The 15,610-nt window shown below is 62.0% G+C and carries 16 protein-coding genes; 15 read left to right on the plus strand and 1 reads right to left on the minus strand.

Annotation, left to right across the window (positions count from 1 at the left end; translation table 11 throughout):
- The first annotated feature begins 290 nt into the window (after positions 1-290).
- The 13 genes from argS (at position 291) to WA943_RS06620 (ending at position 12,499) form a co-directional block, all read left to right on the plus strand.
- Positions 291-2,036, plus strand: a complete 1,746-nt coding sequence (gene argS, locus WA943_RS06560; protein WP_424469057.1) for an arginine--tRNA ligase — start codon at positions 291-293, stop codon at positions 2,034-2,036.
- Positions 2,036-2,830, plus strand: a complete 795-nt coding sequence (locus WA943_RS06565) for an SPOR domain-containing protein (protein WP_424469058.1) — start codon at positions 2,036-2,038, stop codon at positions 2,828-2,830. The genes argS and WA943_RS06565 overlap by 1 nt, the downstream gene beginning before the upstream one ends.
- The gene (nagZ, locus tag WA943_RS06570) at positions 2,830-3,846 is read left to right on the plus strand and encodes a beta-N-acetylhexosaminidase (protein WP_424469059.1); all 1,017 of its coding nucleotides are present in this window, start codon (positions 2,830-2,832) and stop codon (positions 3,844-3,846) included. Before WA943_RS06565 ends, nagZ begins: the two co-directional genes overlap by 1 nt.
- A 107-nt stretch (positions 3,847-3,953) precedes the next feature.
- Positions 3,954-4,847 carry a segregation and condensation protein A gene (locus WA943_RS06575; RefSeq protein ID WP_424469060.1) on the plus strand — a complete coding sequence of 298 codons (894 nt, stop codon included), beginning with the start codon at positions 3,954-3,956 and terminating at the stop codon, positions 4,845-4,847.
- A 311-nt stretch (positions 4,848-5,158) separates the two neighbouring features.
- Entirely contained in the window at positions 5,159-5,812 is a 654-nt protein-coding gene (gene scpB, locus WA943_RS06580; RefSeq protein ID WP_424469081.1) for an SMC-Scp complex subunit ScpB, read from the plus strand.
- A gap of 231 nt (positions 5,813-6,043) precedes the next feature.
- Positions 6,044-6,271 carry a twin-arginine translocase TatA/TatE family subunit gene (locus tag WA943_RS06585; RefSeq protein ID WP_424469061.1) on the plus strand — a complete coding sequence of 76 codons (228 nt, stop codon included), beginning with the start codon at positions 6,044-6,046 and terminating at the stop codon, positions 6,269-6,271.
- 53 nt (positions 6,272-6,324) lie between these two features.
- Positions 6,325-6,678 carry a Sec-independent protein translocase protein TatB gene (tatB, locus tag WA943_RS06590; protein ID WP_424469062.1) on the plus strand — a complete coding sequence of 118 codons (354 nt, stop codon included), beginning with the start codon at positions 6,325-6,327 and terminating at the stop codon, positions 6,676-6,678.
- Positions 6,675-7,511, plus strand: a complete 837-nt coding sequence (tatC, locus tag WA943_RS06595) for a twin-arginine translocase subunit TatC (RefSeq protein WP_424469063.1) — start codon at positions 6,675-6,677, stop codon at positions 7,509-7,511. Before tatB ends, tatC begins: the two co-directional genes overlap by 4 nt.
- Before the next feature lie 180 nt (positions 7,512-7,691).
- Positions 7,692-8,996 (plus strand): serine--tRNA ligase, encoded by a 1,305-nt coding sequence (serS, locus tag WA943_RS06600; protein WP_424469064.1) that lies wholly within the window; start codon positions 7,692-7,694, stop codon positions 8,994-8,996.
- A 34-nt stretch (positions 8,997-9,030) separates the two neighbouring features.
- The gene (surE, locus tag WA943_RS06605; protein WP_424469082.1) at positions 9,031-9,798 is read left to right on the plus strand and encodes a 5'/3'-nucleotidase SurE; all 768 of its coding nucleotides are present in this window, start codon (positions 9,031-9,033) and stop codon (positions 9,796-9,798) included.
- Between the two features lie 49 nt (positions 9,799-9,847).
- Complete coding sequence (locus WA943_RS06610) at positions 9,848-10,498, plus strand: protein-L-isoaspartate(D-aspartate) O-methyltransferase (protein ID WP_424469083.1); 651 nt, start codon at positions 9,848-9,850, stop codon at positions 10,496-10,498.
- A 33-nt stretch (positions 10,499-10,531) separates the two neighbouring features.
- Positions 10,532-11,518, plus strand: coding sequence for a peptidoglycan DD-metalloendopeptidase family protein (locus tag WA943_RS06615; protein ID WP_424469065.1), 987 nt, complete (start codon positions 10,532-10,534; stop codon positions 11,516-11,518).
- 9 nt (positions 11,519-11,527) lie between these two features.
- Positions 11,528-12,499 carry a polysaccharide deacetylase family protein gene (locus tag WA943_RS06620; protein WP_424469066.1) on the plus strand — a complete coding sequence of 324 codons (972 nt, stop codon included), beginning with the start codon at positions 11,528-11,530 and terminating at the stop codon, positions 12,497-12,499.
- Here WA943_RS06620 and WA943_RS06625 read toward each other — a convergent pair.
- Complete coding sequence (locus WA943_RS06625) at positions 12,496-13,362, minus strand: ATP-binding protein (RefSeq protein ID WP_424469067.1); 867 nt, start codon at positions 13,360-13,362, stop codon at positions 12,496-12,498. The genes WA943_RS06620 and WA943_RS06625 overlap by 4 nt on opposite strands.
- Before the next feature lie 218 nt (positions 13,363-13,580).
- On the opposite strand from WA943_RS06625, the gene yajC reads away from it, so the two are divergent.
- Positions 13,581-13,904, plus strand: a complete 324-nt coding sequence (yajC, locus tag WA943_RS06630; protein ID WP_424469068.1) for a preprotein translocase subunit YajC — start codon at positions 13,581-13,583, stop codon at positions 13,902-13,904.
- An 81-nt stretch (positions 13,905-13,985) separates the two neighbouring features.
- Positions 13,986-15,596 (plus strand): protein translocase subunit SecD, encoded by a 1,611-nt coding sequence (secD, locus tag WA943_RS06635; RefSeq protein ID WP_424469069.1) that lies wholly within the window; start codon positions 13,986-13,988, stop codon positions 15,594-15,596.
- The last annotated feature ends 14 nt before the right edge of the window (positions 15,597-15,610 follow it).

Genomic DNA, 15,610 nt, shown 5'->3' on the forward strand with positions numbered 1-15,610 from the left:
GCATCAGACCGCGTGTGGCCGGGCCGGAAAGGTCGTAAAGGGTCGGAACGACGACATGGAGAAGGATTGCGAGGAGCGCAAATATCCCTGCGGCCCGCTGGCGGGTCGCCTGAAAGGTGCTGCTGTCTGTGTAAGCCCCGAATCCCATGCGCGTAGATGACCATTTCGTGCGGGGTGACGAAAGCTGCATTTTGTCGCTACGGAGCTTCCCTTATACGCCGATGCGACTGGAAAGCGGAGGGGCCTGAGGTTAGAGTGCGCGCCGCAATACAGGCTAAACGACGGGCACAATGAATATTTTTCGGCATTTCGAGACGCGGGTCGAGACGGCGCTGACAGAGCTTGCGGCAGAAGGAGCGATCCCGACGGGGCTCGATTTTGCCCGCATCGCCGTCGAGCCGCCGCGCGATCCTTCACATGGCGACCTCTCGACCAACGCCGCCATGGTGCTGGCAAAGCCCGCCGGAATGCAGCCGCGCGCATTGGCCGAAAAACTGGCGGCAAAGCTCAAGGGCGAGCCGTCGGTGACGGAGGTGACGATTGCCGGGCCGGGCTTCATCAATCTGCGCCTCAATGACGATATCTGGCGGACCGGCATTGCCGATGTATTGCGGACCGGCGCGACCTATGGCGCAAGCGACCTCGGCGCGGGCGAGGCGGTGAACATCGAATATGTCTCGGCCAACCCGACCGGGCCGATGCATGTCGGTCATGTCCGCGGCGCTGTCTTCGGCGATGCGCTGGCGAACCTTCTGGAAAAAGTCGGCTACCGGGTTTGCCGCGAATATTACATCAACGATGCGGGCGGGCAGATCGAGGTGCTGGCACGCAGCGCCTTCCTGCGTTACCGCGAGGCGATGGGCGAGACGATCACGATCCCGGAAGGCCTTTATCCGGGCGACTATCTGAAGCCTGTGGGCACGGCGCTTGCCGAGGCGCACGGCAAGAAGCTTGCGGAGATGGCCGAGAGCGAATGGCTGCCCATCGTGCGCAACACGACCATCGAAATGATGATGGAGCTTATTCGCGGCGACCTCGCGGTGCTCGGCATCACGCATGAAGTCTTTTATTCCGAGCGCGAGTTGCACAAGACCGGCGCTATCGAGGCGGTGCTGAAGCTGCTGGAAGACAAGGGCCTCATCTATACCGGCGTTCTCGAGCGCCCCAAGGGCGACACGTCGGAAGACTGGGAGGAGCGGCCCCAAACGCTTTTCCGCTCGACGCAGTTCGGCGACGATCAGGACCGCGCGCTGAAAAAGTCCGATGGCTCATGGACCTATTTCGCGCCGGACATCGCCTATCACCTCGACAAGTTCAATCGCGGCTACACGAAGCTCATCGACGTCTGGGGCGCGGATCACTCCGGCTATATCAAGCGCGTGAAGGCGGCGGTGGCCGCTGTCACCGACAACAAGGCCGAGATCGACGTGAAGGTCTGCCAGCTCGTGCGGCTGTTCCGCAATGGCGAGCCTTTCCGCATGTCGAAGCGCGCGGGCGATTTCGTCACGCTGCGCGATGTGGTCGATGAAGTCGGCAAGGACGCCGTGCGCTTCATGATGCTGACGCGCAAGAACGACGCCTCGCTCGATTTCGACTTCGCCAAGGTCATGGAGCAGTCGCGCGACAATCCGGTTTTCTATGTGCAATACGCTCACGCGCGTATCCACTCCGTCTTGCGCAATGCGAAGGAACTGGACTTCGACCTGTCCGATGCGGCACTTGCCGGGGCCGATTTCTCCCTTCTCAGCGATGAGGCCGAGCTTGGGCTGGTCAAGCTGATGGGCGCTTTCCCGCGCCAGATCGAGCAGGCCGCGCTGGCGCATGAGCCGCACCGCATTGCCTTTGCCTTGAACGACCTGGCCGCCGGATTTCACGGGTTGTGGAACAAAGGCAAGGACGAACACCATTTGCGGTTTATTCTGGCGGAGAAGAGGGATGTTACCCTTGCGAGACTCGCGCTGATTCGTGCAGCGGCCTATGTGCTGGCCGCCGGTCTGGGCGTTCTCGGCGTTGAGCCGGCAGAGGAGATGCGCTGATGTCGGATGATGGACGGCAGGAACCGGGTTACTACGAATCCGAAGACGACGACTATTACACCTATGACGCCACCGACGATGAGGACGAGGGGCGTCGTCGGCCTGTCGTCATATTGGCCATTCTGGCGCTTATCGTCGTTTTCTCGGGCGTCGTCTTTCTTGCCTATAAGCAGGGGCTGAAGCAGGGCGCTTCGGGCAACCCGCCCGTTATCCGCGCCGATGGCTCGCCCTCCAAGGTCGCGCCGACCAATCCGGGCGGCATCGAAATTCCCCATCAGGACCGCGCCGTCTACGACCGGCTGTCGGGCAGTGGCGAGAGCACGCAGTCCGATACCGAGCATTTGCTCCCCAAGCCAGAGGAGCCGATGGCGATGAGCGAGCCTGCGCCCGCAACGCCGCCGCCGGCAGCTCCGGGGGTGCCGCCGGAAGCCGCCGAGGTTCCGCCGCTCGCTCAGGCCGCGCCCGTTATCGCTGCGCCGGTTACGCCTGTGCAGCCCGCGCCTGCAACGCCGAAACCCGCGGAGACGGCGCCTGCTGCCGCCAGCACATCGGGCGGTTTCGTTGCCCAGCTTGCGGCTTTCCGCGATGAGGCATCGGCGCGCGCAGAGCTGAAGACGCTGCAGAAGAAATATCCCGCTCTGGTCGGCCTCACAGCCGATATCCAGAAAGCGGACCTTGGCGCGAAGGGCATTTATTACCGCCTGCGCGCGGGCTATCTCGACAAGGCCAAGGCGCAGACGCTTTGCACCGAGTTGAAGGCGAAGGGGCAGGCCTGCCTCGTCAGGCCGAAATAATGCCGACCAGGGCCGCCATTTATGGCTGTTCCGGGCTGGCGCTGACCGAGGCCGAGAAGCGCTTTTTCAAAGATGCGGAGCCCTGGGGCTTCATCGTTTTTGCGCGCAACATTGCTTCTCCGCAGCAGCTTCGCGCCCTGACCGATGAGTTTCGCGATATTGCGGGGCCAGATGTGCCCGTGCTGATCGATCAGGAAGGTGGCCGCGTCGCCAGGCTGCGCCCTCCGCAATGGCGGGCCTATCCGGCAGGGCGGCGTTATGGCGAACTTTATGCTCGCTCCAGGGAACAGGGCCTCGAAGCCGTAAGACTCGCAAGCCGCCTGATTGCAGCCGAACTGACCGCAGTCGGCGTGAATGTCGATTGCCTGCCGGTGCTCGACGTGCCGGTGCCGGGCGCGCATGATGTGATCGGCGACCGGGCCTATGGCGAGACGCCGGGGCCGGTGATTGCGCTGGGCCGCGCCGCCGCCGAGGGGCTGCTCGAGGGCGGCGTACTGCCGATCATCAAACATATTCCCGGTCATGGCCGGGCAGGCGTCGACAGCCATTTGAGCTTGCCGGTGGTCGTAGCCGATGCGCGGACGCTGACGGATACGGACTTCGCCCCGTTCAAGGCGCTGGCTGATATGCCGATCGCCATGACGGCGCATGTCGTCTATTCGGCGATCGACGCCCATGCGCCCGCCACAACCTCGCGCATCGTGATCGACGACATCATCCGGGGCACCATCGGCTTTGACGGCTTCCTCATGTCGGACGACGTCTCCATGCAGGCGCTCAAGGGCACGATTGCCGAGCGTACGCGGGCGAGCCTCAAGGCCGGTTGCGACATTGCCCTTCATTGCAATGGCGAGATGAAGGAAATGGAGGCGGTCGCCAGCGAAGCCCCGCTGCTGGCGGGCGATGCCTTGCGCCGGTCGGCCGCCGCATTGGCACGGCTGTCCGCGCCCGAGGATTTCGACGAGCAGGCAGGCCTTGCCCGGTTCGCCGAGCTTATGGGCACTTCCTGGGGATAAATGCGAAACGGGGTACCGTGCGGTTGGAGCGCGGGGTATAAGGGCGAATATGGCCCCCATGTCTGTTTGACGTGGCGGCGACCCTTGGGATCAGCGACATAGGCGGCATGCAAGAGACGTCCTCACATAACGAGGCTGACGCCGGAACACCGGACGCGCCGCCGCCGGACGCCTTCATTGAAGGCCCGCCGCGCGATGCCGCCGAAGCCGATCCGTCCGCCTCGCTGATCGTCGATCTCGACGGCTATGAAGGGCCGCTCGACGTCCTGCTGGCGCTCGCCCGCAATCAGAAGGTCGACCTCACCCGCATCTCGATCCTGGCGCTGGCCGAGCAATATCTCGACTTCATCAACCGCGCGCACAGGATGGAGCTTGATCTCGCCGCCGACTATCTGGTCATGGCGGCTTGGCTTGCCTACCTCAAATCGCGGCTGCTGCTGCCGCCGCCGGATGTCGAGGAAGGCCCGAGCGGCGCGGAGATGGCGGCACGGCTCGCCTTCCAGCTTCAGCGCCTCGAGGCGATGCGCAATGCATCTCGCAACCTCTTCGCCCGGCAGCGTCTCGGTGTTCATGTTTTCCAGCGCGGAGCGCCTGAAGGCGTTCGCGTTGTAAAAACAAGCGAATATCAGGGAACCCTTTATGACCTCCTGAAGTCTTATTCAGACCAGAGGCTCAAGACGCAGTTTACGCATTGGGAGCCGAAGCGCTTGCCGATCATGGCAATCGAGCAGGCCCGCAAGCGTCTTGAATCCATGCTTGGCATGATGTTCGACTGGGGACGTATCGATGCCTATCTGCCGAGCGAGGATATGAGCCCGGAAATGCGCCGCTCGACACTGGCCAGCACTTTCAGCGCAGCTCTTGTTCTGGCTAAGAATGGCGACATTGAGATAAGACAATCAGGTGTTTACCAGCCGCTCTTCATGCGTCGCAAGAAGATCGACCCGTCCGAGGCTTCGGCTGAGGACACCAACGATACCGACGAGCAGACCAGCGAATGACGATGGAAGAAACGATAACGGACACTCCCGAGCCTGACATGCCCGAGTCCGACATGGTCGAGCCCGCACAGAGCGAGCCCGAACTGGAAGGCGTGGAGGATGACGACGAGCCGCAGGCTGAAGGCGTTGTGTCGGACGACGAAGCCGATGCCGTTGGCGAGGTGGAGTCCGGCGAAGACGATGACGGCGCAGAGGCCGATGCCGACGAGGAAGATGAGCCTGAAGTTGCCGTGGCCGGCGCCGTTGAAGGCGAGGGAGCCGAAGGCAATGTGGTCAGTTTTCCGGCCAATGCGACCGATCATGCCCAGTTGATGCGCATGGCCGAGGCGCTGCTCTTCGCGGCTGCCGAACCGCTGGATATCGATAGTCTCGCCGCGCGGCTGCCTGCCGGGACCGATGTTGGAGCTGTTATTGAAGACCTTCAGGCGCTTTATGAGAAGCGCGGCGTAAACCTTGTTCGTGTCGCAAATAAGTGGCTTTTCCGGACGGCGGAAGACCTGTCATTCCTGATGGAGCGCGAAGCGGTCGAGCAGAAGAAGCTCTCGCGTGCGGCTATGGAGACGCTGGCGATCATCGCCTATCACCAGCCGGTGACACGCGCCGAGATCGAAGAAATTCGCGGCGTCTCCGTGTCGAAGGGCACGATCGACGTGCTGATGGAGACGAGCTGGGTCAGGCTTCGCGGACGCAAGCGCACGCCGGGTCGCCCCGTGACCTATGGCACGACCGAAGCCTTCCTTGTTCATTTCGGACTTGAAGCCGTCGGCGATCTGCCGGGCCTCGATGATCTGAAAGCGTCGGGTCTGCTCGATGGCCGCTTGCCGCCGGGCTTTGAAATCCCGATCCCGACCGAGGGCGGCGTCGAAGGCGACGGCGAATTCGAGGACGAAGTGGCCGAGGAATACGGCGCTGCGCATGACGAACATCTGGCGCAATTGGGCAATGACGAGGATGGGGCGAGCTAGGCCTTCCTCATCCAGAGTCTGAGGTTTGGTCGGATTTGAGCTGCCGCCTGGGTTTGAGCGGTTGGGTTAAACGAAATTCTGCAGTGTCTTGATCCGGGCCGGGGCGCAATCTGTGCTCGAAAATCAAGAAGCTGCTGCCCATATGCGATAGATTAAGCGTTGAGAGACTTGCTCCCGAGCTGGGAAATGCGCCTTTAAGCGCTTGGCGGGCGAGAACATTGGGAGACTTAGATGTTGAGTTGGACACATATTCTCGTCGTCGTCGCCGTTATCGTTTTGTTGTTCGGTCGCGGCAAGGTTTCGGATTTGATGGGCGACGTGGCGAAAGGCATCAAGAGCTTCAAGAAGGGGCTCGCTGATGACGACGTGCCGGTCGCCAAACCCGATCCGAAAATCATAGAAGGCAGCGCGACGCAGGAAGCGAACGCGCCGGCCAAGGACAAGACCGCCAACGGCTGAGGCGCGGCCCCGACTCCTCGGGAGTCGGTTGACGCAATCCGGGTAGACCTTTCATGTTCGATATCGGCTGGTCCGAACTGCTGCTCGTGGCGGTGCTCGCCATCATCTTCGTTGGTCCAAAGGACCTGCCGAAGCTGATGCGGACGCTTGGCCAGTACACGGCCAAGATGCGCGCCATGGCCCGCGAGTTTCAAAACTCGTTCGAGGATCTGGCCCGCGAAACCGAAATCGAAGAACTGCGCAAGCAAATGGCCGAGCTGCGAGAGGGGGCCATGAAACCGCTGGCCGATATGCAGCAGTCGGCCGAGGTGATCGCCACGGCGACCAAAGCGCCCGAGCAAACCCTGCCGCCGTCTGAGGCACCGGCCGCGACACAGGCCGAGCCGAAAGAGGCAGGCCCGGTATGAGCGACATCGATCCCGACGACATGGACGCCACGCGCGCCCCGCTGCTCGATCACCTGATCGAACTGCGCTCGCGGCTTATCAAGTCGATGGTCGCAATCACCATCGCATTTGCCGTCTGCTTCACCTTCGCCAAATACATCTTCAATATTCTGGTGCGGCCCTATGAGGTCGCGGCGGGCGCAGGTGCGGACGTCACCTTCATCTATACGGCGCCGCAGGAATATTTCTTCACGCAGATGAAGCTCGCCATGTTCGGCGCGTTCTTTCTGGCCTTTCCGATCATTGCGACGCAGGTCTACATGTTCGTCGCGCCGGGCCTCTACAAGAACGAGCGCAATGCCTTCCTGCCATTCCTGATCGCAACGCCGATCCTGTTTCTGATCGGGGCGGCGCTGGTCTATTTCATGGTGATGCCGCTCGCGCTGCACTTCTTCATGAGCATGCAGCAGGCGGGCGGCGAGGGTAAGGCGGCGATCCAGTTGCTTCCCCGCGTCAGCGAATATCTGAGCCTCATCATGAGCCTGATCCTCGCCTTCGGCGTCTGCTTCCAGCTGCCGGTCATTCTGACGCTGCTTGCCAAGATCGGCGTCGTCACCTCCGACATGCTGCGCAAGGGCCGCCGCTACGCCATCGTCATTGCGTTTGCGGTCGCCGCCGTGCTGACGCCGCCGGACCTGTTGAGCCAGATCAGCCTCGGCATTCCGACCGTGCTTCTCTATGAGCTGTCGATCTTCGCCGTGGTCTATGTGGAACGGAAGAAGAAGGCGGCGGAAGAGGCTGAAAAGGCGAAGGAAGCCGGCGAGCAAGCGGGCGACGCCGAGGCGACACCCTAACGACTGCTCCAAAAAGCGTAACCATGAGTTACGTGCCGCCTCGTCTTTATGCCGGGGTGACAGCGATAGGTTGTGGCCCGGTGGACGCTTCCAGCCCTTCCGCGTATACAAAACGCACGTAACTCATGGTTACGCGCGGGATTCGCGCGGGCCGCGAATATCCAATCCGCGACGGATCATATGCACGACATAAAAATCATCCGCGACGACCCCGAGGCTTTCGACAAGGGACTCGCCAAGCGCGGCCTTGCGGCGCAGTCGGCGCGCCTCATTGAGATCGACGAGCGCCGCCGCAAGGTGATCGTGTCGCTGCAGGATATGCAGCAGAAGCGCAATGACGCCTCGAAGCAGATCGGCGCCGCGATAGCCAAGAAGGACGATGCACTCGCCCAGACACTGATGGACGAAGTCTCGAACCTCAAAGGCGCGATCCAGCAGGGCGAGGAAGACGAGCGTCGGCTGACCGCAGAGCTGGAAACGGAACTGGCCGCGATCCCGAACATTCCTTTCGACGATACCCCGGTCGGCGCGGATGAAACGGGCAATGTCGAGCATCACCGGCATGGAACGCCCCGCGCGCTGAACTTCGCGGCGAAGGAGCATTTCGATCTCGGCGAGGCGCTGGGCCTCATGGATTTCGAAACGGCGGCCAAACTCTCCGGTTCGCGCTTCGTCGTACTGAAGGGGCAGCTTGCCCGCCTCGAACGCGCCATTGCGAGCTTCATGCTCGACCTGCATACCGGCGAGTTCGGCTATGAGGAAGTCTCGCCGCCGCTGCTCGTCAAAGATCATGTGATGTTCGGCACGGCGCAATTGCCGAAATTTGCCGACGACCAGTTTGCGGTCTTCAAGGGCCAGAGCCGGGACGATCAGGACAGGTTCTGGCTGATCCCGACGGCCGAGGTCTCGCTGACCAACCTCGTGCGCGAAAGCATCCTGTCGGAAGAGGAACTGCCCAAGCGCATGACGGCCTATACGCCATGCTTCCGCGCGGAAGCGGGATCGGCAGGCCGCGATACGCGCGGGCTGATCCGCATGCATCAATTCGCAAAGGTCGAGCTTGTCTCTGTGACCGCGCCGGAAAAGGCGATCGAGGAACATGAGCGCATGCTTGCCTGCGCCGAGGAAGTGCTGAAGCGGCTCGACCTGCATTACCGCGTGATGACGCTCTGCACCGGCGATATGGGATTTTCGGCGCGGAAGACTTACGATATCGAAGTCTGGCTGCCGGGGCAGAACGCGTTTCGCGAAATCTCGTCCTGCTCGGTCTGCGGCGATTTTCAGGCGCGGCGCATGCAGGCGCGCTACAAGCCTGCAGGCTCGAAGAACACGCGCTTCGTGCACACGCTCAATGGCTCGGGCCTCGCGGTCGGCCGCACCATGGTCGCCATTCTTGAAAACTACCAGCAGGCGGATGGCTCGATCGCCATTCCTGAAGTGCTAAAGCCCTATATGGGCGGACAGGACACTATCGCTCATGGCTAAGTCGCCCACCCAGGATAAAGCGAAGAAAACGGGCTTGCGTATTCTCGTCACCAACGATGACGGCATTCACGCGCCGGGTCTGGCGGCGCTGACGCGCATCGCGCAGAAGATTTCAAACGATGTGTGGGTCGCCGCACCGGAAGAAGAGCAGAGCGGCTCGGCACATTCGCTGTCGCTGTCCAATCCGATCCGCGTGCGAAAGCTCGGCCCCCGCAAATTCGCGGTGAAGGGCACGCCGTCCGATTGCGTGCTGATGGCGGTGCGCCACATCATCACGGACAAGGAACCGGACCTCGTTCTCTCAGGCATCAATCGCGGCCAGAACGTCGCCGATGACGTGACCTATTCGGGCACCATCGCAGCGGCGATGGAAGGCACGCAGCTTGGCATTCCCTCCATCGCGCTGAGCCAGGCTTTCGGTTTTGGCGAAAGCCGCCTCGTCAAATGGTCCACGGCGGAGCATTTCGCGCCGGGCATCATCCGCAAGCTTCTCGCGGCAGGCTGGCCGAAAGAAGTGCTGATCAACATCAACTTTCCCGATGTGCTGCCGGGCAAGGTCAAGGGCATCGAAGTCACGTCGCAGGGCAAGCGCGACCAGTCGCTGGTGCGCGTGGAAGAGCGCATCGACGCGCGCGCAACGCCTTACTACTGGCTGGGCTTTGACCGCATTCCAAGCAACCCGCCCAAGGGGACGGATTTGCGCGCCATATATGATGGCTATATTTCGGTGAGCCCGCTCCACATGAACCTCACCCATAAACAGACGCGCGCCGAGCTGGTGGCCGCGTTGGGGAAGGCATAGACGCGCCATGAACGGCCAACCGCCAAGGGATGAGCCTGAAGACAAGCCCATGGATGCTATTGAGCAGGGCAAGATCGAGCTCATCATGGCATTGCGCAGGCAGGGCATTCGCGACAAGCGCGTGCTGTCGGCGCTTGAACGCATTCCGCGCGAGATTTTCATCAACGCATCGTTTCGCAAGCAGGCCTACGAGGACCACGCGCTGCCCATCGAATGCGGCCAGACGATCAGCCAGCCTTTTGTCGTCGCCTATATGACAGAGCAATTGCAGCTCGGCGACCGGATGAAGGTGCTCGAAGTGGGCACGGGGTCGGGCTATCAGGCCGCCGTGCTGTCGAAGCTCTGCCGTCGCGTCTATACGATCGAGCGTTATCGCACGCTGCTGAAAGACGCGCTGAAGCGCTTCGAGGAACTGCGCCTCCACAACATCACGGCCAAGGTCGGCGATGGCGCGGAAGGCTGGCCCGAGCAGGCGCCCTTCGACCGAATCATTGTGACGGCGGCCGCAACCTCCGTGCCGCAAAAGCTGGTCGAGCAATTGAAGCCGGGCGGCATCATGATCGTGCCGGTGGGCATCGCAGGCGGGCGAGGCGACCAGAACCTTGTGCGGATCGAACGAACAGGGGAAGGTGTGAAACGCGAAGAGCTCATGCCCGTCCGATTCGTCCCGCTGGTCGAGGGTGTGGCGAAGGAATCCTGACGGCCTTTCGAGGCGAGGGGCGGAGAGCCGGCGATGCGTCAGCAAGTAGCAGTCAAGACCATACGGTTCAGCGCCTGTGCCGCGCTGCTGCTGATGCTTGCCGGTTGCGCGACGAACAACTGGTGGGATGAAGACAATTCGCAACGTCGCGACCGCTATGTCGAGACGACGCCCATGCCCGCGCCGGATCGCAGCGGCGGCAGCTATGTCGTCAGGCCGGGAGAGACGCTCTACCGGATCTCGCGCGAGAAAAATATTCCGATCCGCTCGCTGATCGAGGCGAACAATCTGCAGCCGCCTTATGCATTGCGGGCGGGCCAGCGGCTCGTCATTCCGACCGCGCGCTTTCATGTCGTGCAGCGCGGCGACACGGTCTACAGCATTTCGCGCACCTATGGCGTCGACATGGCGACGCTGACCAGTACCAATCACGTGCCGCCGCCATACAGGATCAAGGTTGGGCAGCGGCTGCAACTTCCCTCAAAGGTCAATACGCAGGTCGCATCGGCGGATGAAGGCCCGGGCCAGCGCGGCGTTCCGGTCAGCCGTCCCTCGACGGGCTATACGACGACGACCACGACGACGACGACACCGCCACCTGTGTCGCAGGCAAAAGACCCGCTGCCCGCGCCGCCGACGCCCTCGGGTGATTTCGTCTGGCCCGCACAGGGCAAGATTCTGTCGTCCTTCGGCGCGAAGGAAAATGGTCTGCATAATGACGGCGTCAATATCGCCGTGCCGAGCGGAACGCCCGTCAAGGCGGCGCAAAGCGGTGTTGTCGCCTATGCGGGCAACGAGTTGAAGGGTTACGGTAATCTGCTGCTGGTGCGCCATGCCAATGGCTGGATGACGGCCTATGCGCATAACAGCAAGCTGCTGGTAAAGCGCGGTGACACGGTCACGCGCGGGCAAACGATCTCTCTTGCGGGCAATACGGGCAGCGTGACCTCGCCACAGGTTCACTTCGAGGTGCGCAAGGGTGCGAAGGCCGTCGACCCGCGCAGTGTTATCGGCAGTTAGGGCGCTTCCATGTGCGTGGTCTACAAGGTCCGCGCGTCACGGCGCGATGCTCTGAAGTTGACGGCAGGCGCCGCCATGCTCGGCGCATTGGGCGCGGCGGGTGCCGCTTCAGCATCGACACGCGGCTTTGGCGAATATCGCGTGACGTTCGAGCCTGTGCGCGCCGAGGATGGGCGACGCCTCTTCGCCATTCGCCGCTTCACTTTCGGCGGTGAGCGATTGGCGCTGACCGTCGAGCCGACGACGCTCACAACGATGATCCGGTCCGAGGCATGGCTGGAAGCCGACAAGCGTCCGTGGGCAGATCAGTCTGCGACGCCTTATCTCTCCGCATTGCATTCGCTGACGAACCAGCCATCGCCGACTGAAAATGCCGGGCTGCGTCATGCGCGCGGCGCGACGGATGGATATTTCCTGACCGTCGATATGTGCCCGTCGCGCAAGGCGTTCGAGAGTCGCTTCTTTGCGTCACTGGCGGAGCGGGCGCGGGGCGAGGGCAGGGCAATGCCAGTCGCCATATCGATCAGCGGATATTGGGCGCTTCAGCATCAGGCGGAATTCACATCGCTGATTGAGCGCCAGCGGCGAGGCGAGCTCGATATCACCTGGGTCAATCACTCCTATTCACATCGTTATGTGAAAGGGATGCCTGACGCGCAAAACTTCCTGCTGATGCCGCATACGGATTTTGAAAGCGAAGTGCTGCGCAACGAACAACTGCTTATCGGCCACGGATTGACGCCATCCGTCTTCTTCCGCTTTCCCGGCCTCGTCTCCGACGATTATCTGCTGATGGAATTGCGCAGGCTGAGCCTGTTGCCGCTCGGCGCCGACGCCTGGCTTGCCAAGGGCCGCAACCCAAAGCCCGGGAGCATCGTGCTGGTGCATGGCAACGGCAACGAGCCTGCGGGTATTAGCGACGTCCGAAAATATGTCGCCGATCCTCGCGTGACATGGCGCGGGCTCAACGCGGCCGTCTAGTCGAGCATCCGCCCGAGCCGTCCGGCATAATCCTGAATGAATTGCCATGCGACGCGGCCGGAGCGGCTTCCGCGCGTCGCCGACCACTCGATCGCTTCGGCGCGAAGATTTTCGGGATCGGCATCGAGCCCGTAATGGGCGGCATAACCGTCGACCATGCCGAGGAATTCGGCCTGGCTGCAATTATGGAAGCCGAGCCAGAGGCCGAAACGGTCGGACAGGGACACCTTTTCCTCGATCGCCTCTGAAGGATTGATCGCCGTCGAGCGCTCATTTTCCATCATGTCGCGCGGCATAAGGTGGCGGCGGTTGGAGGTTGCATAGAAGACGACGTTTTTGGGGCGTCCCTCAATGCCGCCTTCAAGCACGGCTTTCAGCGATTTGTAGCTGGTGTCGTCATGATCGAAGGAGAGATCGTCGCAGAAAATCAGCGCGCGCCGCGGCTGACCGCGCAGAAGACCCATAAGGCGCGGAAGGCTTTCAATATCCTCGCGATGGATTTCGATCAGGATGAGCCGATCAGTGGCGGGCGCGTCCATATTGACCGCCGCGTGAGCCGCCTTGACCAGCGAGCTTTTGCCCATGCCCCGCGCGCCCCAGAGAAGCGCGTTATTGGCGGGCAAGCCGCGGGCAAAGCGCCTTGTATTGTCGAGAAGAATGTCGCGGACCCGGTCGACGCCTTTCAGGAGCGATAGATCGACACGGGCGACATCCGGCACAGGATCGAGCACGCCGCGCTCCGCATTCCAGGTGAAGGCATCGGCCGCGTCGAGCCCGGCGCTTTGGGCAGGCGGCGGCGCGAGGCGTTCCAGCGCGGCGGCAATGCGTGTCAGCAGCGGGGCGATCTCGGCATCTTGTCCCATGAAGGCTGTCTCTTGGAATTGGGAGGGCGGGAAGGGCTCGGGCGGACCCTAACATCGAGGCCCCTTCAAGGAAAATGCCCGCCGACATCTAGAGTTAAGCCTTGCCGCCGTCTTCGCCAAGGCCGTTTGCAAAAAGGCAACCTGCCGTTATAGTCCGCCCCCAACGCGACGGCGCGCTGGCTGCCCTCGAAGGCCCGGCGCCCCAACTGGAGAAGCATATGTTTGGTGGCACTGGCGGCGGCAGCGGCGATTTCCTGATCTCCCTGTTTCCCTTTATCGCACTCTTCGCGATCATGTATTTTCTTGTCTTGCGCCCGCAGCAAAAGCGGCTGAAAGATCACCAGAATATGGTGGCGAATGTGCGCCGGGGCGACGTTGTCGTGACCTCGGGCGGCATTATCGGCAAGGTGACCAAGGCCGAAGACGCTGAAGTGCTGGTCGAAATTGCCGAAGGCGTCAAAATTCGCGTCGTGAAAAGCACGCTGGCTGAAGTGCGTTCCAAGTCGGAACCCGTACCCGCCAACGCGAATACGCCTTCCTGAGACTTCAAGCCGGACAAGTGAAGGCTCGATTGCGAGCCTGACATCCGCGAGACCCGGACATCGGGGGGAACAAGAGCCGTTATGCTTTACTTTGAACGCTGGAAGATTGTGCTTATCGCACTGGTGACGCTGGCGGGCGTCCTTTATACGGCTCCAAATTTCCTGCCCAAAGCCATGTTGGAAGGAGTGCCTTCCTACCTGCCGCATAAACAGGTCAACCTCGGTCTCGATTTGCGCGGCGGCTCCTATCTGCTGCTGGAAGTCGATACCGCAACCGTCAATCGCGACCGGTTGCAGGCGCAGATGAATGACGTGCGCCGGGTGCTTCGCGACAAGCAGATCCTCTATACGGGTCTCGGCGTTTCGGGCGACGCGGTGACGGTTCGCATTACGAAGCCTGAAGATGTCCCCGCCGCAGTCAAGGCCATCGAGGGGCTTGCAAGCACTCTGGCTGCCAATCTTCTGAGCGGCGGCCTTCCGCAGCGCGACATTTCGGTGACTTCGACGGGCAACCTCATCTCGGTGAAGAATACCGATGCGGCTATCCTCGCTCGCGCGCAATCGGCGATCCAGCAGTCCATGGAAATCGTTCGTCGCCGTATCGACGAATTGGGCACGACCGAACCCGTCATCCAGCAGCAGGGCGCGGATCGCATTCTGGTGCAGGTGCCCGGTCTCGACGATCCGTCGCGCCTCAAGGCGCTGCTCGGCCAGACGGCGAAACTCAACTTCCGCCTCGTCGATACCACGACGACAGCCCAGCAGGCGCTGGCGACACATACGATTCCAGCCGGTTCCGAAGTCCTCTACATGACCGAAGATCCCAAGCAGCCGCTTCTCGTGCAGCGGCGCGTGATGGTCGGCGGCGACAGCCTGACGGATGCGCAGCCGGGCTTCGACCAGCGTTCGGGCGAACCGATCGTGAGCTTCCGCTTCGACTCGACCGGCGGCCGCCTTTTCGGCGAAGTGACGCGCGAGAACGTCGGCAAGCCCTTCGCCATCGTGCTCGACAACAAAGTCATCAGCGCCCCTGTGATCCGCGAAGCGATCATGGGCGGCTCCGGCCAGATCAGCGGCAACTTCTCGGTGCAGCAGGCAAACGACCTGGCCATTCTGCTTCGTGCCGGCGCGCTTCCCGCACCGCTCAATGTTCTTGAAGAACGCACAGTCGGCGCGAGCCTTGGCGCGGACTCGATCCGGGCGGGCCTCTTGGCGTCGATCATCGGCGCGCTCGCGGTCATTGTCTTCATGGTGGCGAGCTATGGGCTGTTCGGCGTCTTCGCCAACATCGCGCTTGTCGTCAACGTGGTGCTCATTCTGGGCGTGCTGTCGCTTCTTCAGGCGACGCTGACGCTGCCCGGCATCGCAGGCATCATCCTGACCATCGGCACTGCGGTCGACGCGAACGTTCTGATCTATGAGCGAATAAGAGAAGAATTACGCGCAGGCAAAACGCCGATTGCGGCTCTTGATGCCGGTTACAATCGCGCCATGGCGCCGATCATCGACGCGAACGTGACGCATTTCATCTCTGCGGCCGTGCTCTTCGAGCTTGGCTCGGGGCCTGTGCGCGGCTTCGCCGTGACGCTCGCCATCGGCGTCATCACCTCGGTCTTTACCGCCGTGACGGTGAACCGCCTGATCGTTTCGACGTGGGTGCGCCGCGCGCGTCCCAAGACAATCCAACTTTGACCAGAACGAAGGCA

The organism is Parvibaculum sp., assembly GCF_049651025.1.
GTDB lineage: Bacteria > Pseudomonadota > Alphaproteobacteria > Parvibaculales > Parvibaculaceae > Parvibaculum.